The 19,725-nt window shown below is 73.1% G+C and carries 18 protein-coding genes; 6 read left to right on the plus strand and 12 right to left on the minus strand.

The features are described 5' to 3' along the window. Positions 1 to 87: 87 nt before the first annotated feature. The 3 genes from C593_RS0106705 to C593_RS0106715 form a co-directional block, all read right to left on the minus strand. Positions 88 to 942 (minus strand): alpha/beta fold hydrolase, encoded by an 855-nt coding sequence (locus C593_RS0106705; RefSeq protein ID WP_018846528.1) that lies wholly within the window; start codon positions 940 to 942, stop codon positions 88 to 90. A 37-nt stretch (positions 943 to 979) separates the two neighbouring features. Next, positions 980 to 2,017, minus strand: coding sequence for a ketoacyl-ACP synthase III family protein (locus C593_RS0106710; protein ID WP_018846529.1), 1,038 nt, complete (start codon positions 2,015 to 2,017; stop codon positions 980 to 982). A 253-nt stretch (positions 2,018 to 2,270) separates the two neighbouring features. After that, entirely contained in the window at positions 2,271 to 3,836 is a 1,566-nt protein-coding gene (locus tag C593_RS0106715) for an alpha/beta fold hydrolase (protein WP_199790001.1), read from the minus strand. Between the two features lie 177 nt (positions 3,837 to 4,013). Between C593_RS0106715 and C593_RS0106720 the strand changes: the two genes are divergently transcribed. Next, positions 4,014 to 5,072 (plus strand): glucose-1-phosphate thymidylyltransferase, encoded by a 1,059-nt coding sequence (locus tag C593_RS0106720; RefSeq protein ID WP_018846531.1) that lies wholly within the window; start codon positions 4,014 to 4,016, stop codon positions 5,070 to 5,072. Positions 5,073 to 5,107: 35 nt separating this feature from the next. Next, positions 5,108 to 6,106 (plus strand): NAD-dependent epimerase/dehydratase family protein, encoded by a 999-nt coding sequence (locus C593_RS28985; protein ID WP_106434579.1) that lies wholly within the window; start codon positions 5,108 to 5,110, stop codon positions 6,104 to 6,106. A gap of 206 nt (positions 6,107 to 6,312) precedes the next feature. On the opposite strand, the gene C593_RS0106730 is transcribed toward C593_RS28985, so the two are convergent. Next, entirely contained in the window at positions 6,313 to 7,425 is a 1,113-nt protein-coding gene (locus C593_RS0106730) for a DegT/DnrJ/EryC1/StrS aminotransferase family protein (protein ID WP_018846533.1), read from the minus strand. 147 nt (positions 7,426 to 7,572) lie between these two features. After that, positions 7,573 to 8,766, minus strand: coding sequence for a winged helix DNA-binding domain-containing protein (locus tag C593_RS0106735; RefSeq protein WP_018846534.1), 1,194 nt, complete (start codon positions 8,764 to 8,766; stop codon positions 7,573 to 7,575). 179 nt (positions 8,767 to 8,945) lie between these two features. On the opposite strand from C593_RS0106735, the gene C593_RS0106740 reads away from it, so the two are divergent. Beyond that, positions 8,946 to 9,659 (plus strand): class I SAM-dependent methyltransferase, encoded by a 714-nt coding sequence (locus C593_RS0106740; RefSeq protein WP_018846535.1) that lies wholly within the window; start codon positions 8,946 to 8,948, stop codon positions 9,657 to 9,659. 84 nt (positions 9,660 to 9,743) lie between these two features. Here the strand turns inward: C593_RS0106740 and C593_RS0106745 are convergent, their stop codons facing one another. Next, positions 9,744 to 10,958: a low temperature requirement protein A gene (locus C593_RS0106745; protein ID WP_051093644.1), complete on the minus strand. Its 1,215-nt coding sequence runs from the start codon at positions 10,956 to 10,958 to the stop codon at positions 9,744 to 9,746. Positions 10,959 to 11,448: 490 nt separating this feature from the next. Between C593_RS0106745 and C593_RS0106750 the strand changes: the two genes are divergently transcribed. After that, a complete protein-coding gene (locus C593_RS0106750; protein WP_018846537.1) occupies positions 11,449 to 12,306 on the plus strand; it encodes a hypothetical protein in 858 nt (285 codons plus the stop codon). On the opposite strand, the gene C593_RS28990 is transcribed toward C593_RS0106750, so the two are convergent. From C593_RS28990 to C593_RS28995, 4 genes are all read right to left on the minus strand, one after another. Next, positions 12,294 to 13,157, minus strand: a complete 864-nt coding sequence (locus tag C593_RS28990) for an aldo/keto reductase (RefSeq protein WP_037744908.1) — start codon at positions 13,155 to 13,157, stop codon at positions 12,294 to 12,296. The genes C593_RS0106750 and C593_RS28990 overlap by 13 nt on opposite strands. Then, a complete protein-coding gene (locus tag C593_RS0106760) occupies positions 13,091 to 14,302 on the minus strand; it encodes a JmjC domain-containing protein (RefSeq protein ID WP_018846539.1) in 1,212 nt (403 codons plus the stop codon). The genes C593_RS28990 and C593_RS0106760 overlap by 67 nt, the downstream gene beginning before the upstream one ends. A 78-nt stretch (positions 14,303 to 14,380) precedes the next feature. Further along, positions 14,381 to 14,542, minus strand: coding sequence for a hypothetical protein (locus C593_RS33265; protein WP_018846540.1), 162 nt, complete (start codon positions 14,540 to 14,542; stop codon positions 14,381 to 14,383). A 46-nt stretch (positions 14,543 to 14,588) separates the two neighbouring features. Beyond that, the gene (locus C593_RS28995; protein ID WP_018846541.1) at positions 14,589 to 14,798 is read right to left on the minus strand and encodes a hypothetical protein; all 210 of its coding nucleotides are present in this window, start codon (positions 14,796 to 14,798) and stop codon (positions 14,589 to 14,591) included. Positions 14,799 to 14,955: 157 nt separating this feature from the next. On the opposite strand from C593_RS28995, the gene C593_RS0106780 reads away from it, so the two are divergent. Together C593_RS0106780 and C593_RS0106785 are read left to right on the plus strand one after the other, a co-directional pair. After that, positions 14,956 to 16,251: an NsdA family TPR-like regulatory protein gene (locus C593_RS0106780; protein ID WP_106434571.1), complete on the plus strand. Its 1,296-nt coding sequence runs from the start codon at positions 14,956 to 14,958 to the stop codon at positions 16,249 to 16,251. A 19-nt stretch (positions 16,252 to 16,270) separates the two neighbouring features. Beyond that, positions 16,271 to 17,086, plus strand: a complete 816-nt coding sequence (locus tag C593_RS0106785; protein ID WP_018846544.1) for a class I SAM-dependent methyltransferase — start codon at positions 16,271 to 16,273, stop codon at positions 17,084 to 17,086. Between the two features lie 71 nt (positions 17,087 to 17,157). On the opposite strand, the gene C593_RS0106790 is transcribed toward C593_RS0106785, so the two are convergent. Both C593_RS0106790 and C593_RS0106795 read right to left on the minus strand, forming a co-directional pair. Further along, positions 17,158 to 18,372 (minus strand): macrolide family glycosyltransferase, encoded by a 1,215-nt coding sequence (locus tag C593_RS0106790; protein ID WP_018846545.1) that lies wholly within the window; start codon positions 18,370 to 18,372, stop codon positions 17,158 to 17,160. Beyond that, entirely contained in the window at positions 18,369 to 19,391 is a 1,023-nt protein-coding gene (locus C593_RS0106795; RefSeq protein WP_018846546.1) for an MDR family NADP-dependent oxidoreductase, read from the minus strand. Before C593_RS0106795 ends, C593_RS0106790 begins: the two co-directional genes overlap by 4 nt. Positions 19,392 to 19,725: the final 334 nt, after the last annotated feature.

Genomic DNA, 19,725 nt, shown 5'->3' on the forward strand with positions numbered 1-19,725 from the left:
CGCACCCCCCGGGACCCGGTACGGCCGAGGCCCCCTGCGGACGCAGGGGGCCTCGGCCGTACGGTCCGCGGGACCGTGGTCGGCTGGTCAGCCGCGGTCCAGGAACGCCAGCACGTCCTTCGGGAACTGCGGGTTGTTGAACGTGCCGATGTGGCCCGCCTTCTCGTACACCACCAGCTCCGCGTCCGGCAGCCCGTCCACCGTGCGCCGGCAGACCTCGACCGGGCAGGCCCGGTCCTGGCCGCCCGCGATCACCAGGGTCGGCACCTGGATCCGGCCGAGCCGGTCCCGCACGTCGAACGCCGCCTCGGCGCGCACGAACGCCACCATGTCCGCGGGCTCCTTGGGCCGCACGAACGGGTCCGCCAGCCACATCAGCGGCGCGATCACCTTGGCCAGGGCCGCGCTCTTGAAGGAGATCCGTGCCGTGTGGTGCAGCGCGCGCCGCCCCGCCTCCGAGGCCTCCGCGTACTTGAGCTGCGCGTCCCGCGCCTCGTCGCCCATGGTGTGGCCGGCCATCGCCAGCACCATCCGCTTGAAGACCTGCGGGTGGTCGGCGGCGAGCTGCATGGCGACCGAGCCGCCCGAGGAGGTGCCGAGGATGTGGACCGGGCCGCCGAACTTCTCGGTCAGCGCCTCCGCGTGCTGCTCGGCGATCTGCTCCATCGTGGTGCCGGGGGCCATACCGGGCGCGCGGTTGACCGCGTAGACGCGGTAGCGCTCGGCCAGCGGGGCGAGCTGCTTCAGCTCGACGTTCCGCTCCCACCCCTCGGGGTTGGTGTGGTTGTCGGTGAACCAGCGCAGCACCACCAGCGGTTCCGTGCCGGTGCCGAGCGCGCGGTAGGGGAGGCCGTGCTTCAGCGTCCCCTCCTCCACGTTCAGATGCGCGAACTTGTCCTTCTTCTCCTTCTTCGGTGCTTGCTGCGCGGCTGTGTCAGCCATCGGTCGTGTCCTCTCCTCACCGGGGGGTGTTCAGTGCTCAGGCGGGCAGGTCGACGAGGAACTCCAGCACCGCGACCGTCCAGACGAACCCGGCCGTCGCGCCCATCGCGATCAGCACGTCGCCCTTGCGCGGGCCGCGTTCGGCGACGACGTGGTCCAGGCTGATCAGGTGGTCGCCCGCGCCCATGTGGCCGAGGTCCCGGGCCCACTCGTAGGTGGTCGTGGCCGGGTTCACCCCGAGCGCGTCGTGGTACGCGAACTCCACCGTCGACTGGTTGATGTTCGGGTGGACGAAGAAGCGCGCGCTCTCCAGGTCCGTGCCGGCCTCCTTCAGCGCGTCCTCCAGCACCCGGACGCTCATCGATCCGATCTTTTCGCCCATGATGTCAAGATTGGACTCGCTCTGGGTCATGAAGTCCCGGATGCGGCTTCGCAGGTCGATCGGCTTGCCCTCGTGGAACGGCGCCGGCGTCCACCCCTGGGTGCCCCGCAGGAAGGGCTCCAGCGAGGGGTCGCCGTAGGAGACGGTGGCCAGCAGCTTGGCGAAACCGCCCTGGTTGCTGAGGACCACCGCGCCGGCGCCGTCGCCGTGCGCCAGCGCGTCGTCGGAGTTCCAGCGGTCGAAGTACGGCAGCCGGTGCTGGTCGCCGGTGGTGACCAGGACCGCGCCCGGCTGCGGGCGCGCCGCGAGGTGGGAGGCGGCCATCTCCAGCGAGAAGAGGCCGCCGCTGGAGTTCTGGAGGACCTCCACCGCGGGCGCGGTGCCACCGATGGTCTCGTGCTGGACGTAGCTCGCCGGGGTCCACAGCTCCTGGCCCTGGTGGAGCACATAGGAGTGGATCAGCAGCCCGAAGTCCTCGGTGGCCAGGCCGGAGTTCTCGACCGCGCGCCGCCCCGCGTGCGCGGCCATCACCGGACCGGTCTCCTCCGGCGAGGCGACGCGGACGGCGCGTATGCCGTGGGCCGCGACCTCCTCCGCGTCGGCCAGGCCCTCGGCGACGGCCTCCTCGGCGGTCTGCACCTGCTCGGGCAGGTAGGAACCGGTGCCCGCGAGATAGATGTTGTCCCAGCGCATGTCATTCCCCAGTGGTTCGTCGGTGGTCGTCGGGGTCGTCGGTGGTCGGAACCCCGTCGTGCGGGCGGTCCCCGTCGTGCTGTGCGGCCCGTCGTGCCCGTGCGGACCCGTGCTGTGCGGTCCCGTGGTGCCCGTGCGGACCCGCCCTGTGGGGCCCGTCGTGAGGGATCCGGAGTCGGCGCCGCCCCGGTCCGCCGCCCGCCCGCCCCCGTGAAGGGGGCCGGCCGGGCGCGGCGCCGGGGCGGATGCCGGTTCAGCCCGCCGGGACGGCCGGCCGCGGCACGCCCGGCACGCACGTCTCGGCGCCGGACGGCAGCTCGCCGTCCAGCAGGTAGCGGTCGACGAGCGCGTCCACCGCCGCGTTGCCGCCGAGCGCGTACACCTCGTGCGCGCCCGAGTCGGTGATCCTGATGAGCCGGTGGCCCAGGCGCTCGGCCATCACCCGGCCGCCCTCGTGGTGGTCCAGCGGATCGCCGTCCGCCTGTACGACCAGCCCCACCGGGTAGCCCCCGCCCCGCAGGACGGTCGGCGCCTCGGGCGGGGTGAACGTACGGAAGGTGCCCACCCACGGCTGCGCCCGCATCACGCCCAGCCCGTACGGGCAGCGCTCCCGGAACTCGCGCATGGTCGCGTGGTGGAGGGCGGGGTCCGAGGGCCAGTCGGTCTCGGAGGTGACCGCCTCCAGGACGGCGTCCCGCCGGGTCCCGGCCGGCTTGCCCGGACGCCATTCCGCCTGCCCGGCCAGCAGTTCGCCCGCCCGGGCCGCGTCCCCGCCCTCCGCGGCGGCCAGCAGCGCGCCGACCAGCTCGCCGAGGCGGTCCCAGCGGGACCGGTCCGCCGCCAGCGTCCCGACGATCATGTCGAAGGAGGTGCGCAGCGCCCGCCCGCCGTCCAGCGCGGCGAGGGCGGCGGCGGCCCGCTCCACGGAGGCGATCACCGCCTCCGGTCCGGTGCCCAGCCCGAACGCGGACGGACGCTCGCCCGTCCACTCCGCCCAGGCGTCCACGTTCTCCCGGGTGGCCTCCGCCTGGGAGCGGAACTGCGCCCGCCAGTCCCAGTCGGGGTGCACGGAGGAGTCCAGCACGCTGCGGTCCAGCCGCTCGGGGAACATCGTCCCGTAGACCGCGCCCAGCAGGGTGCCGTACGCCCAGCCCACGAAGTTCAGCTTCTCCTCGCCCAGCACCGCGCGGATCAGGTCCATGTCGCGGGCGTTGTTGCGGGTGGAGACGTGCGGACGCAGCTCGCCGCCGGCCCGCCGGCAGCCCTCCTCGCGCTCGCGCATGTCGGCGGCGAGGGCGTCGAAGACCTCGTCCGGCGGACGGGAGTCGAAGGGGACGGTCACCGGGCTGTCCTCACCCTCCAGCCGGGTGGAGGCGCCCGTTCCGCGCGGGTCGAAGCCGATGAGGTCGTACGCCTCGGCGAGCGGGGTCGACGCGGCCAGCCGGACGGGCAGGCCCCGGCCGATGCCGTTGTCGCCGCCGGGGCCGCCGTTCAGGGAGAGCAGGATGCCGCGGCGGCGGCCGGGCGCGCCGGTGGCCCGGATGCGGCTCAGGGCGAGGGTGATCCGCGGGCCGTCGGGGCGCGCGTAGTCGAGGGGCGCCTCGATCTCGGCGTGCTCCAGCACGCCGTGCGGCAGGCCCGGCGCGTCCACCGGCGTCCACCGGGGCCGCTGCGCGAGGAGCGCGGGCGCCGGGGGGCGCGGGGGCGCTGCCGTGGCCGCCGCGGGGGCGTCCCCGGCAGCGGCGGGCGGTGAGTGCGGCGCCGCCGGGGCCGCCGGCGGTGCCTGGGGTGCCTGCACGGTGTCCATCCCACTGGTCATGGTGCCCACTGTGCCGACCGGGGCTTGAGACGGGCTGGAGCCGTGCGCGCGCGTGAGGCGCCGCCCGGCGCCCTGTCCAGGTGGGCTGGAGGTGTGCTCAAGGCGCCCCGGTCACCTTGGCGTCCCCTGAATCCGGCCGAACGCCACCGAAGGCGACCGAAGTCGACAGGAGAAGCCATGAAAGCCCTGGTTCTGTGCGGGGGTTCGGGCACGCGCCTGCGTCCGCTGAGCCACTCGATGCCCAAGCAGCTGATCCCGGTGGCGGGCCGCCCCGTCCTCGTCCACGTCGTGGAGAACCTGCGCGAGCTGGGCGTGGAGGAGATCGGTGTGATCGTCGGCGACTGGCGGGAGGCGATCGAGGAGGTCCTCGGCGACGGCTCCGCGTACGGCGCCCGCGTCACCTACATCCCGCAGGAGGCCCCGCTCGGGCTCGCGCACTGCGTCCTGATCGCCCGGGAGTTCCTGGGGGAGGACGACTTCGTGCTCTACCTCGGCGACACGGTCCTCACCGAGGGGATCACCGCCGTCGCGGAGGAGTTCGCCACGGTGCCGTCCGCCGCCCGGCTGGTGGTGCAGAAGGTCGCCGACCCGCGGGCCTTCGGCGTCGCCGAGACGGACGCGGACGGCCTGGTCACCCGGCTCGTCGAGAAGCCGAGCGAGCCGGCGACCGATCTCGCGGTGGTCGGCGTGTACTTCTTCACTCCGGCGATCCACGAGGCGGTCGCCGCGGTGCCGCCGAGCGCGCGCGGGGAGCGCGAGATCACCGACGCGATCCAGTGGCTGGTGGACGCCGGCCACGAGGTCCGGGCCACCGTCCACTCCGGCTTCTGGCGGGACACCGGCCGGGTCGGGGACCTGCTGGAGTGCAACCGGGAGCTGCTGAACGGCGTCCGGCGGCGGATCGACGGCCGGGTCGACGGCGCCAGCGAGGTCACCGGTGAGGTGGTCGTCGAGGAGGGCGCCGTGGTGGTGCGGTCCCGGATCACCGGCCCGGCGTTCATCGGCGCGGGCGCGGTCGTCCGGGACAGCCACATCGGCCCGCACACGGCGATCGGGGCCGGGTGCGCGGTGGAGGCGGCAGGGATCGCGGACTCGATCCTGCTGCCGGGCGCCGGTGTGCGCCGTGTCGGCGATGTGCACGCCTCGGTCCTGGCCCGGGAGTCGGCCGCGGGCCCCGCCGCTCCCCGGCTGCGCCTCGCGGCCGACCGGCCCGCGTGGGTGGGGGCGGCGGCGTGAGCGGCGGTCCGGCCCGCGTGGGTGGGGGCGGCGGCGTGAGCGGCACGCCCCGCGGGACCCGCGCCGGGGTGCTGGTGCTCGGCGGGAGCGGCTTCGTCGGCCGGGAGGTGTGCGCGCTGCTCGCCGCGCGCGGCGAGCCGGTGCTCTCCGTGGCGCGGGGCGCGCAGGACGGGCTTCCGGAAGGGGTGCGCGCCCTGCGGCTCGACCTCGGCTCGGACGGAGCGGGGCTCGCCCTCGCCCGGCTGCTGGACGCGGAACGCCCGCACACGGTCGTCAACTGCGTCGGCAGCATCTGGGGCCGTACCGACGCCGAGATGGCCCCCGCGATCGTCGCCCCCACCGAGCGGCTGCTCGCCGCGCTGGGCCGGGCCGCCGGCCGGCCGCGCCTGGTGCACCTGGGGTCCGTCCTGGAGTACGGGCCGGTACCGCACGGCGGGACCGCCCGGGGCCCGGCCCGGCCGGACACCGCGTACGGGCGGGCCAAACTCGCCGCGACCGAGGCGGTCCTGGCCGCGCGGGCGGCGGGCGCGGTGGACGCGCTGGTGCTGCGCGTCGCCAACGTCGCCGGGCCGGGGACGCCCGCGGTGAGCCTCCTCGGCCAGGTCGCGGCGCGCCTGTTCGCCGGGGCCGACGCGGCCGGGGGCCCCGCGGGAGGCGCTCTGCCGCCGCCCGTCACCGTCGAACTGTCCCCGCTGCGCGCCCACCGGGACTACGTGGACGTCCGGGACGTCGCCGACGCCGTCGTCCGCGCCACCGATCCGGCCGTGCCCGCGACCGGTGCCGTCGTGGACATCGGACGCGGCGAGGCCGTTCCCGTACGGGAGTTGGTGGACCTGCTCGTCGCCGTCAGCGGGGTCCCGGCACGGATCGTGGAGCGCGGCGCGCCCGGACCGGACGACTGGATGCGCGTCGACCCGGGACCCGCGCGGGAACTGCTCGGCTGGCGGCCCCGGCACGCGCTCGCGGACGCGGTCCGCGCGTACTGGGAGGCATACCGGGACGCGGCGGGCCGGGCGAGCGCCGTCCCGGCCTGAGGGGCGCGGACGCGCAGCACGGCGCAAGGTCGCCCTCCGCATGGTGGGGGGCGACCCTCCCGATCCGTCTGCATCTGTCAGCACCACCGCGAGCGGCGCGGAAGCGCGCGCACGGCGGAGGGGGCACCGGCCGAAGCCGGTGCCCCCTTCCGCGTACGCGGGCCGCACGCGGGCGGTACGCGCGCCGCGCAGGCCGTCGACGGCCGTCACACCGTCGCCAGGACCTCGCGGAGCGCCTCGATCGTGCGGTCCTGCGTCTCGCGGGAGAGCGAGGGGTACATCGGCAGCGAGAAGATCTCCCCGGCCAGCCGCTCCGTCACCGGCAGGGCGCCCGCCGGGACTCCCAGGTGGCGGAAGCCGGTCATCGTGTGCACCGGCCACGGGTAGCTGATGTTCAGGTGGATGCCGTGCGGCTTCAGCGCCTCGATGACGGCGTCCCGGCGCGGGTGGCGCACCACGTACACGTAGTACACGTGCTCGTTGCCCTCGTTGGTGCGCGGCAGGACCAGCTCGGCCTGGTCGCCCAGGGCCTCCTCGTAACGGGCGGCCACCGCGCGGCGGCCGGCCACGTAGGCGTCGAGACGGGTCAGCTTGCGGCGCAGGATCTCCGCCTGGACCTCGTCGAGCCGGCTGTTGTGGCCCGGGGTCTCGACGACGTAGTAGCGCTCCTCCATGCCGTAGTAGCGCAGCCGGCGCAGCCTGCGCTCGGTCCCGTCGTCGGCGGTGACGACCGCGCCGCCGTCGCCGTACGCGCCGAGGACCTTGGTCGGGTAGAAGGAGAACGCGCCCGCGTCCGACATCGCGCCCGCGATGCGGCCGTGGTGGCGGGCGCCGTGGGCCTGGGCGCAGTCCTCCAGGACACGCAGTCCGTGGCGGTCGGCGACGGCCTGCACGGCGGCCATGTCCACGCACTGGCCGTACAGGTGCACGGGCAGGATCGCCTTGGTGCGCGGGGTGACCGCGGCCTCCAACTGGTCGGTGTCCATGAGGAAGTCGTCCTCGCGGACGTCGACGAAGACGGGCGTGGCGCCCGTGCCGTCGATGGCGAGGACGGTGGGCGCCGCGGTGTTGGACACCGTGATCACCTCGTCGCCGGGGCCGACGCCGAGGGCCTGGAGGCCCAGCTTCACGGCGTTGGTGCCGTTGTCGACGCCGACGCAGTGGGCGAGACCGTGGTAGGCGGCGAACTCCTCCTCGAAGCCGCGCACACTCTTGCCGAGCATGAGCTGCCCGGAGCTGAAGACGGTCTCGACGGCGTCCAGGAGGTCGGCGCGCTCGCTCTCGTACTCGGGCAGGTAGTCCCATACATAGGTGGTCATGGGGCCACTGTCCCGGCCCGCCTTGGAACGGCGCTCGACCCCCGCTGGACCGGGCCCGGCTGGACCGGGCCCGGCTGGACCGGGCCCGGCTGGACCGGGCCCGGCTGGACCGGGCCCGGCCCTTCGTGGCCCCGGCTCTTCGGGCCGTCAGAGGTGCTTGCCGCCTTCGACCGGCCCCAGGGTCAGCGCCGGGACCGCCTCCAGGATCTCCCCGACGCGCGCCGCCTGCGCCTCCACCTGCGCGAGCTGCGCCGCCGTCAGGGTGCCGAACGCCTCCACGGTCAGCGCGACCTTCCGCCCGGACCGCTTCTGGTGCCACACCCCGGCGACCACCCCTCCCACGGTGAGCACCTGCACCGTCCCGGCCTGCCCGTTGGACAGGGCACGCTCGGCGGCGACGCCCGGGTAGACCAGCTCACGGGGGTGGCTGCCCACCGTGTACGGGTCGAAGTACGGCAGCAGCCGCACGGCGTCGTCCCCGGCGGCGGCCGGCTCGTACGGGGGCTCGTCGGCCAGCTCGTAGACCGTGCTCCCGTCGCCCGAGGGGCTCGCCACCGGCCGCAGTTCCTCGCCGAGGGAGTCGAACAGGTCGGCGGCCCAGCGGCGCGGCGCGCTCAGCCACTGCGCGAAGTGCTGGGAGTGGGCGGGGCCGTAGGAGCGCAGATAGCGGCGGACGAGCTCGGCGAGGGCCTTGTCCGCGTCCATCGGCGTGAAGCCGGGCAGCCAGCGGTCCGGGGTGGTGTACGTGACCTTCCGGCCGCGGTTGGGGCCGAAACAGAGCGCCCCGCGGTGCCCGGCGGTGTGCAGGGCCTGGCGCCAGCGCGGCCACATGCCGGTGAACGCGGGCACCACCGGGTCGGCGGCCCAGTCGCCGAGGCGGGCGATCACCGCGTCGCTCAGCTCGTCCACGGTCGGCGGCTCCTCGGCGCGCAGCACCTCCGCGACCGCCCCGACCACGGCCTCGGTCTGCGCCGCGTCCAGCCGGGCGGACTGCGGCAGACCGCCGCCCGCCGCGGGGACGGCCGCCAAGGCGCCCGTCCACAAGGGGAGTTCGGCGGCGGGCAGCAGGTGCACTGTCCCGCGCGGGCCGAAGGTCTTGACCAGGGTGCGGTCCTCCCAGAGCGCCCGCCGCACGTCCGCGCGGGTGGTGCCTTCGGTGCGCAGGCCGATGGACAGCTCGGCCGCCGACATCACCTGGGCGTGCGCCCCGCCCATCGCGGCCACCACCTCGGCCATGCGGTCGGCGGGCGCCGGCGTGTCCAGGCTGTGCCGGGCCAGCCGCCGGGCGCACACGTCCGCCCAGGACGCGTTCGGGGCTGCGGACTGCTTGCTGCCGGGCATCTGCGGGGTGCCTCCTCGGGGAGCGGATCGGTACGGGCCGGGCCGTCGTCGACGGCGGGGCCCGGTGGTCAGCCTGCCACGCCGGGGCCGAGCGCCCGTCGAGCCGCGGTCGACCGCGGCGCAGGACCCTGGCGGACGCGGCAAGTCGCCGTGCCCCGACGGCCATTCGAGGTGATCCCATGTACGGCGCCGAAGCGGCGGAGATCTACGACCTGACCCACAGCGCACGCGGGAAGGACTTCCCCAACGAGGCGCAGACCGTCCTCGACCTGATCCGCACCCGGACCAAGGACAGCACCTCCCTCCTCGACGTCGCCTGCGGCACCGGCGCCCATCTGGAGGTGTTCGGGCACCACTTCGACCGGGTGGAGGGCGTCGACCTCTCCGAGGCCATGCTGGAGGCGGCCCGCCGCCGGCTGCCGGACGTGTTCGTCTCCGCCGCCGACATGCGCGACTTCGACCTCGGCCGCACCTACTCCGTCGTCACCTGCCTCTTCGCCTCCGTCGGCTACCTCGCCACCGTGGCCGAACTGACCTCCGCCCTGCGCTGCTTCGCCCGCCATCTCGCCCCGGGCGGCGCGGTCGCCGTCGAGCCCTGGTGGTTCCCGGAGACCTTCCTCCCGGGCCATGTCGCCGCCGACGTCGTCGAGTCCGGCGGCCGCCGCATCGCCCGCGTCTCCCACACCGTCCGCGACGGCGACGCCTCCCGCATGGAGGTCCACTACACGGTCGCCGACAGCGAGCGGGGCATCCGCCACTTCACCGAGACGCACCGCGCGACCCTCTTCACCCGCGAGCAGTACGAGTCCGCCTTCCGCGCGGCCGGCTTCGACGCGGAGTACGTCCCGGGGGTCCAGAACGGGCGCGGGCTGTTCGTGGCGGGGCCGGCCTGAGGGGAGCGGGCTCCGGGTGGCTCGCCGACGGGGCGGCCCCCGCCGCAGGGGCGCCGCCGCCCCCGACCGGTCCCGTCCTCCGGGCTACCCCGCCCCTCCTCCCGCTCCGCCCGCCGCATGCCGGTTGTGGACGGCGACCCCCGCCGCGACGGTGCACGCGGCCGCGAGTCCGGCCAGCGGGACGGCCCAGTGCCCGGCGAAGGTGGCTGCCAGCACGAGGAGGGCACCCACGGGCAGGACCAGGTGCTCCGAGACACCGTGCTTGAAGTGCCGGGTGTGCACGAGCCAGGCGGCCATCATGAACAAGGCAGTCGGTGCCGTGACCGCGAACGACGCGCCGAGGGTGGAGATGTGGGCGTGGTGGGTCGCCTCCTCCACCGCGACCTCGATCCCGGCGCCGATCGCGGCCGCCGACCCGAAGACCACGTAGTGGCCGTACCCCCACCACAGCGGCGTGCGCGTGGTGGCCAGGTACTCGTGGGTGGGGGAGGAGAAGTAGATCCAGAAGGCCGCGAAGACGATCACGAGCCCGCCGCCCGCGATGGGCAGCAGCACGTCCAGCGCCGCGTCCTCGTCGAGGGCGGACCGGACGGCCGTGGTGGCGGCCAGGATGCTCTCGCCGAGCACCAGGATGGTGAACAGCCCGTACCGTTCCGCGATGTGGTGCGGATGCCACGGGGTGGGGTGCGCGCGCTCCGCGATCGCGGGGACGGCCAGTTCGGCGACGGCCAGCGGCCCGAAGCCCCACCACCATGCTCCGTCGGGCAGGAGCAGCAGCACGACCCACCCCGCCTGCACCACGACCAGCCCCGCCGCGTACCGCAGTGCCGCCCGCCGTGCGGGCCCGGTCTCGCCCCGGGCGGCGCGCAGCCACTGCGCGGTGAGCGCCACCCGCATGATCAGGTAGCCGATGACGGCCAGCGTGTAGTCCCCGTCGTCGAAGGCGCGGGGGATGCCGGCGGCCAGCACCAGCACCCCGGCCATCTGCACGAGCGTGGCCAGGCGGTAGGGGATGTCGTCGCAGTCGTAGGCGGAGGCGAACCAGGTGAAGTTCACCCAGGCCCACCAGATCGCGAAGAAGACGAACAGGTAGCCGACGACCCCCTCGGCGGGGTGCCCCTCGGCCACCGCGTGGACGAGCCGGGCACCCGCCGTGGCGACGGCGACGACGAAACACAGGTCGAAGAGGAGCTCCAGCGGCGTCGCCGCCCGGTGCTCCTCGTCCCGGCTCCGGGCGACCATACGGGCCAGCACCGTGGTGGGCCGGCCGTGGCCGGTTCGGGGAGAGGTGTCGCTCATCGGTTCTTCGCCCTCGGGATGCGGTACGGCGGCGGCGCGGACGCGTGCCCGCTCCGCCGCGACGGCGCGCACCGTCGCGTCCGGGCACTCGGCCAGCATGGCCGGTGAGCGCGGCGGCGCGGGGGAGCGGAAGGCCCAGCGTGTCGGCGGGGTGCCCGGCGTCACCACCGCCGCCGTCACCTCCACGGGACGCAGCCTCGGCCTGATCCGCACCCGGACCAAGGGCAGCACCTCACTCCTCGACCTCGCCTGCGGCACCGGCACCGCAGCACACTGTCGCCGACAGCGAGCGGGGCATCCGCCACTTCACCGAGACGCACCGCGCGACCCTCTTCACCCGCGAGCAGTACGAGTCCGCCTTCCGCGCGGCTGGCTTCGACGCGGAGTACGTCCCGGGGGTCCAGAACGGGCGCGGGCTGTTCGTGGAAGGACTGGCCTGACGGGGGCCGGGTGGCTTGCTAGCGTGGGCGGCCCCCCACCTGGAGGTCCGATGCCGCCGTCCCGGCCCGCCGCCCCCGCCTCCGACTTACGCAGCGGGACCGTCGACCGGGTCCTCACTGAGGCGGAACGCGCCCTGGCCGTCACCCTGGACCCGGCCACGCTCGTCCGCAAACGCCGTTCCCTGGGCGCACGCACCGACCGTGACACCTGGGTCCGCGTCGAACGCCGCACCCTGGACCGGATCGGCGCCCAAGGCTGGAACGGCACCGAGTGCGCCGCCATGCTGCACGGGGTCGCCCGCCCCGCCTGGCACCGGGGCGCCACCTGGCCCGAGCCGGGCCGGCCGGTGATGTGGCGGGCTGATGAGATGGACCTGCTCCCGGACGCCCCCGTCGGCAGCAGCGTCCTGGCTGCCGACCCCACGCTGCCGGACGAGTGGTGGCGCGCCCTCAACGTCTCCCTGGACGCGCTGTCCCGCCACCGCACCCGGCGGGTGGCCACCCCGGACACCGTCCCGATCACCCAGAATGGCGTGACACGGGCGGTGGCACCGTTCCTTCCGACCGCCGCCGACACCGCAGTGACGACCTGGCAACCGGCGCACGCCGACCTGACCTGGGCGAACATGACCGGTCCGCGCTTCTGTCTGTTCGACTGGGAGGACTGGGGCTTGGCTCCCCGCGGCCTGGACGCCGCCGCCCTCTGGGGCAACTCCCTCGCGGTCCCGTCCCTGGCCGCCCGTGTCCGCCGCGAACGCGGGCAGGACCTGGAGACTCGGGACGGTCGGCTGATGACCCTATTCGTCTGCGCCAAGCTCCTCAGCCCGGACGCCCACCCCGCCGACCCTCGCCTCGGCCCGGCACGGGAGATGGTGGCGCGGGTTGTCGAGGAGCTTCAGCGGGGGTGACGTCGTGCGCGGTCACGGAGCAGCATGCGGTACCTGCGTACAGCAACATCGTTGACCTCGCACTCCAGCGCACTCAGCAACTCCCGCATATGAACAGGGTTGTGTGTGCCAACGGCGACGGCGCGCACCTCAGGGAGCGAGTAGGCCGCACGAAATGCGGCCTGCGCTCTGGTGACACCGTCATGAGCGTCGCGGATGAAGAGCCGAGGGTCCACTCTGCGCCATAGGTCCTGCGCCATGTTGCCGCCGAACGGACTCATGCCCCAGAGCCGGGTGCGGTCGTCGAGACCCCATCGGGTCACGACGGCGCTGGTGGCATCCATGGTGTCGATGCCCACCAGGAGGCCTGCGCGGACCATGACGACGGCAGGGCGGGGAAGCGTGCCGTCCACCAGGGCGGCGAGGGGACGCGGGTCCCAGGAAGCGATGCCCCAGGTTTTGCACAGACCGTCCGTCACGGCCTGATACATCGTCATGCACGCGTTGCGCAGCCTGTCCCGGGCGGAAGCCGACGGGCCTGTGAGAGAGCGCTCCGGATTGTGCAGGAACACCAGCTCCGGAGCGCGTTCCAAGTCGCGGCACGTCAGCTCCAGGGCCGCGCGGAGCCGCCTGGGGCAAAGTGAATGCACGGGGCGGCCGTACGCTGCGAAGAAGCCGACCTTGGTGGAGATGCTGAAGCGTGGAAGGAGATCCCGGCCCGCGTTCGCCAGAGCTGAGTGGGCTGAGAAATGCCGATAGTTGAAGCTGGTGTCGATGGCCTCGATTCCAGCATCCAGAGCATCGGTCAGGACGCTGCGTTCGTGACGAGATCGATGTAACCCGAGGACAATTCGGGGGTGAGGGTCGCGCACAGCTCCTCCTGAACCAGAATTTCTGCCAAGGCGCCGACCTCTCCGCCGACCAAGTGGGCTGCCTCGTCCAGGTGTACGGGGCCGCCGTCGAGCAGCAGTCGCAGGGCCGGCAGGGCCCTGGACGCGAAGGTGAGCTGCCTACCCGATGCCCGCACCACGACTGTTCGGTCGTCGTATTCGATCAGCGGAGGGAACTCGCTGACGCATGCGACGGCTTCCAGCGGGCCGAGGACGGGCAGGGAACGGATGTGCCTGCCGGCGGGCGTCTCCTGCTCACGTGTCCGCAGGAAGTCTGCGGGTCCACGCTCCTCAGCGAGCAGGGTGGCCCGAGCCACCAGTGCGCGCCGCTGCGCGTCGCACCCGCCCACGGCGCCCCATCGGTCGAGGTCGTGACGGAATGCCTCCTCCTGCCGAGACCGGTCGGCGAGCCAGGACAGCCAACTGACGCCTGTGCGCTGGGCGAAGCCGAAGGTCACATGAGTGCTGAGGCCTTCGCCCTGACCGACTCTGGTTGCGGCGTGCCAGTGGCCACGAGGAATGTGCATGATGTCGCCGGCCGTCAGTGTGCCGGACCAGACCGTCTCCTGGCTGGGCGTGTTGTTCCGCTCCGCGTCCCGGAAGAGGGGGACCGGGCGGGAGGCCCCGCGGACCTCCCAGCGCTTTTCTCCGGCGAGCTGCACGATGAGCACATCGTGGTCGTCCCAGTGCAGGTCGAAGCCGGATGCATCGTTCGTGGTCAGATAGACGTTGGCCTGAACATGTTCCCGTGACCACCACTGGAGGGCGCGACAGGCCACTTCCATCGTGGGGTCGAACACGTTCGTCTGGTCCAGTACCAGCGTCGCGCCGCCGCGCAGCAACTCCCCGATGAGCCGCATGTCCGCCATGGGGACGGCTTGACCCCGGGGAGAGACATGCCGGGTGAGGTACCTGTCCGGGTGCAGTTCCTCCCCACCCCGGAAGCATCGGAACTGAGGGTTCGCGAGGCTTCGGCGCATGACCAGGTCGAGGAGTCTGTGAGGAGTCAGCAGCCGCCTGACAATGCCGACATCATCGATGCGGCCCCTTGCGAATTCTCTGCCGAGCGGGCCCGGGCCCTCCCAGGCCAGTGATTGCTCGACGGCGCGGACCAACCTGTGTTCCATGGTCTGTTCCCTTCGGTTCGTCAAACGAGAGGAAGGGGAGAGGCCACCAGGACAGCCCCTCCCCTCGGCGCCGGACTGTCAGACGTGGTTCAGCCCGTCACCGCCGGGCCAGGGGCCGTCACCCGACGATCCCTGGCCCGGATCGGACGCACTGCTGTCGTGCCTGTCCTGGATGCTCGCCAGGACTTCCACGGCGATCACCAGCGCTGAATCGAGCGTGGGGTGCTGCTTCTCGTCCACCGTTTGTTCCTTCCTCGTTCGGATCCTCCGTCCGGGTGGCCCTTGCTCAGAACGGAAACCCGGTCGTGACTTCGTCCCGCATGGCGAGTGCCCGCCCGGTCTGCGCGTGAAGGAGTTCGACCTCGCCGGGGCAGAGAACCAACGTCGTGGTCTCGGTCGAACCGTCGAGTCGGTGCAGAATGATCGCCAGCGTGGCGGTCTGCTCCTGCCGGTCGTACCGGATGTCCCGCCGCACCGGCGTCGCATGGCTGATCACGGGTTCTCCCACAAGGGTCGTCTTTCAGGGACGAAGCCAGTGAACGTCTTCCGGGCGATGAGCGAACAGGGCATCCGACACGGCATTTTGAAGGCAATCTGTAGGCAGATCGCCGTGGGGTTCACTGCGCTCGACGTGACCGGGTAAGGGTGTGGCTGTGGGAAACGACCGACTGCGGAGGCTCAGACACGGGAGGCGCTGGACACAAGCCCAGGCCGCACAGCGTGTGTGTTCCCAGGTCGAGGTCATGACGGGACGTGATCCCGATGTGGACGCGAACTGGATCTCACGTCTTGAGCGGGGGATCATCTCCTGGCCGTCCGCCGACTACCGAGCGGCGCTGTGCGCGGTGTACGGGGTGGACGACGAAGTGCAGCTAGGCCTCTTTCCTGGCGCTCGACCGGGTGCGCCGGATGCTGCGGTCAGAAAGTCAGCCGATGCGAAGATCCTCGACACGGACGGAGACGCGGAACTCTCCTCGCGAATCGCCCGGCATGCCGGGGTTAGCAATGTCAACGCGCTCGTGCTCGAACAGTTCGACGCGGACGTTTCCCGGCTCGCGCGGGACTTCGTCAGTCGGCCTTTGGCCGTGCTTGTTCCCGAGATCCGCGCCTTGCGTGAGGAGGTCTTCCGATTAATCGAAGGCCGGCAGTCTCCGAGCCAGTCCCGCCGTCTCTACACCATCGCCGGCTGGTTGGGCGGTCTGGCCGCACACGTCTCGCTGGACCTTGGCCACCAACGCTCCGCCGCAACGCACGTACGGACGGTGCTCCAATGCGCAGAGGCGGCCGAGCACGCCGGTCAGCGGGCTTGGGGCCGGTCGTTCCAGTCTCTGGCCGCTTACTGGTCCGGTGACTTCCAGCGGGCCGCGGCTCTTGCGCGCGACGGATACGACAGTAGTCCCCACAGTGGCACGATCAGGGCGCGGCTGCTCAGCCTTGAGGCGAGGGCGCTGGGGGCAGGGGGCGACAGCCGGATGGCGTTGCGGGTCCTCGCGCTCGCCCACGATGCGCGCATCTCGGCGGATGCCGATGAGCTGCCGGGCGTCTTCGCGTTTCCGGAAGCCAAGCAGTGGACCTACACCGGTACGACACTCCTGGGCCTGGGCGTCGCGGCACACACGCATCGTGCGATCACGGCCTCTGAGAGGGCCGTTCAGATCTACCGGTCCGGTACGGACGAGGACAGGTCGCCCGGTGATGTGAACGCGGCACATCTCGACCTCGCCACCGCGTACCTCATGATCGGGGAGATAGAGGGCGTCGCCGCGCAACTCGCGTCGGTCCTGACCTCTCCGCAGCGCACCGCGAGCATTTCGATCAGACTACGCAACCTGGACGCACGGCTGGCGGCGGGGCCCTACCGTGGCTCACGGGCGGTGGATGAGCTGCGCGAAGGCATCCGTGAAGCCATGTCCCGGCAAGCCGTCCCCGGCGACCCCATGGCGCGGTGATGACCAACATGGAGCGGTGATGACCACCAGCAACCCCACCGAGGAACCCTCGGTCACCGATCGGAAGCTGCTCGCGACGCAGGCATACGGTACGGGCCGCCACCTGGCGGCACGTCAGTCTCTCTACCGGTGGCAGAAGCCGAGACACGACCTCCCCGGAATCGTTCTGGGCGAACTGAACGGCGTCGGGGGCGCGATCGCGGACGTGGGCTGCGGCAACGGGATGTACGTCCGCCGGATACGTGCGGTCCGGCCGGACCTGGCGGTGGTTCCGCTGGACGTCTCGCCGGGAATCGTGGCCGGTATCCCCGGCGCCGTGGCCGCGGACGCCGAGCGGCTGCCGCTCGCCGACGGTGCTCTGACCGCCGTGCTGGCCATGCACATGCTGTATCACGTGAAGGACCGGCGACGGGCCGTACGTGAGCTGGGCCGCGTCCTCGCCCCGGGCGGCATGGCCCTGGTGTCCACGAACAGCCGCACCGACAAGCGTGAGCTGGAGGATCTGTGGCGGCGGGCGGCAGGTGATGTGCTGGGGGTTCCGGAGGGGCCGGCCAGGGTGCAGCTCTCGGCGCGGTTCACGCTGGAGGACGCACCGGGGCTGCTGGGCGAGGTGTTCTCCGAGATCCGGGCCATCCCCCTGCCGGGCGTGATCGAGGTATCCGATCCCGCGCCCGTCGTCGCCCACCTCGCTTCCTACGAGGCATGGGCCGACACGATGGGGGTCCCCTTCGCGGCGACGCTCGAACGGGCCCGTCAGCGCGTCGAGGAAGCCGTCCGCCGGGACGGGGCCTTCCGGATCGCCTGTCGGGGCGGCATCCTCGTCTGCCGGACCTGACCACCGCGGGCAGCCGTGAAGGGCCGGCCCCCGGGAGGCCCCCGGGGTCCGGCCCTTCACGCGCCCGCGGCTCAGGCCGCTCGCGCGGCCCCGCCGTCGCCCGCCTCGTGGCGGGCCAGGTGCGCCAGGATCTCGTCCGCCGCGCGGGACGCGCCGCCCGCGTCGTGGACGTGCTTGCGCATCGCGCCGACGCTGTCGCGGACGCCCGCGTCGGCGGCGACCGTGAGGACCGTCTCGCGCAGCAGGGCCGCGGTGACCTCGTCGCGGGACAGGACCCGGCCGAGGTCCAGCTCGGTGAGCTGGTGGGCGAGCTGGTCGGTCTCGCCGACCTGGGGGACGACCACCATCGGGGTCCCCGCGTACAGGGACTGCATCACCGTGCCCCAGCCGCCGTGGCACACGAACACGCTCGTGTGCGCCAGGACCGCCTGGAGCGGGAGCCACTCGTGCACCTCGACGTGCTCCGGGAGCGGGCCGAGGGCCGAGCGGTCGACGCCCGGGCCGGTGACCAGGACCGTGTGCCACGGCTGGTCGGCGAACGCCTCCACACACATCCGGAAGAACTCCGGCTGCGCGTTGAAGCTGGTCCCCAGCGAGATCAGCACCACCGGACGGCCGCTCGCCGGCGGCTCCCAGCCGCCGGACAGGTCGCCCTCGCGCAGGCACGGGCCGACGAAGGCGAACCGGTCCTCCTCGAAGGTCTCCTGCGCGTACTGGAAGGCGCGCGGCACGGACACCAGGTTCAGCGCCCGCGGGTCGTCGACCAGTTCGTCGAAGGACACGTTGTCCACGCCGTGCGCGGCGGCGAACTCCCTCAGCTCGGACTCGATCCGGTCGTACGCCTCGCCGCCGACCGCCTCCCGGGGGATGCTCCGGTTGGTCGGCGAGACCGAGTAGAACTTCACCCCCGGCCGGTTCCAGCGGCGGGTGAGGACCCCGCCGAGGAACTGCACCGAGATGTCGTACGCCAGCAGGTCCGGCAGGTCGCCCCGGAAGTGCTCCTCGAAGACCGGGGCCGTCGCCGCCCCCTCGCGGACGTTGCCGAGCAGCACCCGGGCCAGCCAGTCCTCCGCCCCGGCGGGCACGATCGTCTGCGGGTCGATCGAGGAGGTGTACGGCAGGACCGTCGCCCCCGTGGAGGCGACCAGGTCCGCGTACGCCTCCGTCGCCGCGTACGTCACCCGGTGGCCCCGGCGGACCAGTTCCTCGACCACACCGAGGGTGGGGACGAGGTGCCCGGTCGCCGGGATGTTGAAGAACGCGAAGTGCCTGCCGGACCCGGTCACGACAGCTTCACCACGAGGTTTCCGGTGTACTTGCCCTTCAGCAGGTCGATCAGGGCCTGCGGCGCGGCCTCCAGGCCGCCCTCCACCACGGTCTGCGGCAGCACGAACTTCCCCTCGCCCAGCCACTGGGCGAAGTGCGAGTTCCACGCCCAGATCTGCTCGGGGGTGTGGTAGGTCGCGAACGGGCGGATGACGAGCTGCTTGACGATGGAGGTCATCACGTCCAGGCGCGGGAACGCGCCCTCGGAGTCGCCGACCTGCCCGGACAGCGCGCCGCAGAGCGCGAAGCGGGCGCCCGGGGCCGCCGCCTGCACGGCCGCCTCGAACTGCTCGCCGCCGACGGTGTCGAAGAAGACGTCGATGCCGTCCGGGGCCAGCTCGCGCAGGCGGTCCAGGACCGGGCCGTCGTGGTAGTCGAACGCGGCGTCGTAGCCGAGCTCCTTCACCAGGTAGTCGACCTTCGCCTTGCTGCCCGCCGCGCCGATGACCCGCTTGGCGCCCCGCGCCTTGGCGATCTGGCCCGCGAGGGAGCCGACGCCGCCGGCCGCGCCGGAGACGAAGACGGTGTCGCCCTCGCCGACCTCAACGATGTCCACCATGCCGTGGTAGGCCGTCGGGCCCTGCGTCAGGTAGTGGACGGGGCTCGGGAAGGCGTCCGCGTCCAGCTTGAAGTAGTCGCCCGCCGGGCCCGCCGAGTACTCCTTGAAGCCGTCCATGCCCTCGACGAGGTCGCCCGCGGCCAGGTCGGGGCTGTTCGACTTGACCACCACACCGACCGCGGCGCCCCACATCGGGGCGCCCGGCTGGTAGCCGGGCATCGGCAGGCTCGGGTCGGGCTTCATCAGGTCCTGCATCACGGCGGCGAGCTGCAGGTACTGGTAGCGCACCAGGACCTCGCCGTCGCCGGGCTCGGGGACCTCGGCCTCGGCCAGCTCGAAGTGCGAGAGAGTCAGCGCGCCCTCCAGGTGTGCGGCAAGCCGCACTTCCTTGGCCTTCGCGGGAATCTCTTCGGTGGTCATGGGGGCCCTCCTGGTCGTGTGGTCCGGGGCCCGTCCCCTTCAGGCAGGACAGTCCCCAACAGGCCCCAGCATCGCGGGTGCCGCTCGAATCCCGGTCGACCCGCGGGTCCGGCCGCGTGGCGGAGGCCCGTCCCGCCGGGCGCCCGGCCCCAGCCCCGGGGCCCGCCCCCGCGCTCAGGGGCCCGACCCCGTGCCCCGGCGCCCGGCCCCGCGACGGAGGACCGCCCGGGGGACCGCCCCGGAGGCCCGGCCCCGCGACGGAGGACCGTTCCGGCGGCCCGTCCCGCCGGGCCGCTCACGCCCGCCCGCCCGGCCGGGCCGCCGCGCTCGACCG

The sequence above is a fragment of the Streptomyces sp. CNT372 genome, assembly GCF_000377145.1.

Excerpts from the sequence above, each read along its gene's own strand:
- C593_RS0106740 (WP_018846535.1), top strand. The coding sequence starts at position 8,946 with ATGTACGGCGCCGAAGCGGCGGAGATCTACGACCTGACCCACAGCGCA.
- C593_RS0106760 (WP_018846539.1), bottom strand. The coding sequence starts at position 14,302 with ATGGAACACAGGTTGGTCCGCGCCGTCGAGCAATCACTGGCCTGGGAG.
- C593_RS0106795 (WP_018846546.1), bottom strand. The coding sequence starts at position 19,391 with ATGACCACCGAAGAGATTCCCGCGAAGGCCAAGGAAGTGCGGCTTGCC.
- C593_RS0106745 (WP_051093644.1), bottom strand. The coding sequence starts at position 10,958 with ATGAGCGACACCTCTCCCCGAACCGGCCACGGCCGGCCCACCACGGTG.
- C593_RS0106785 (WP_018846544.1), top strand. The coding sequence starts at position 16,271 with ATGACCACCAGCAACCCCACCGAGGAACCCTCGGTCACCGATCGGAAG.
- C593_RS0106710 (WP_018846529.1), bottom strand. The coding sequence starts at position 2,017 with ATGCGCTGGGACAACATCTATCTCGCGGGCACCGGTTCCTACCTGCCC.
- C593_RS0106720 (WP_018846531.1), top strand. The coding sequence starts at position 4,014 with ATGAAAGCCCTGGTTCTGTGCGGGGGTTCGGGCACGCGCCTGCGTCCG.
- C593_RS0106715 (WP_199790001.1), bottom strand. The coding sequence starts at position 3,836 with ATGACCAGTGGGATGGACACCGTGCAGGCACCCCAGGCACCGCCGGCG.
- C593_RS0106705 (WP_018846528.1), bottom strand. The coding sequence starts at position 942 with ATGGCTGACACAGCCGCGCAGCAAGCACCGAAGAAGGAGAAGAAGGAC.
- C593_RS0106750 (WP_018846537.1), top strand. The coding sequence starts at position 11,449 with ATGCCGCCGTCCCGGCCCGCCGCCCCCGCCTCCGACTTACGCAGCGGG.
- C593_RS0106735 (WP_018846534.1), bottom strand. The coding sequence starts at position 8,766 with ATGCCCGGCAGCAAGCAGTCCGCAGCCCCGAACGCGTCCTGGGCGGAC.
- C593_RS0106730 (WP_018846533.1), bottom strand. The coding sequence starts at position 7,425 with ATGACCACCTATGTATGGGACTACCTGCCCGAGTACGAGAGCGAGCGC.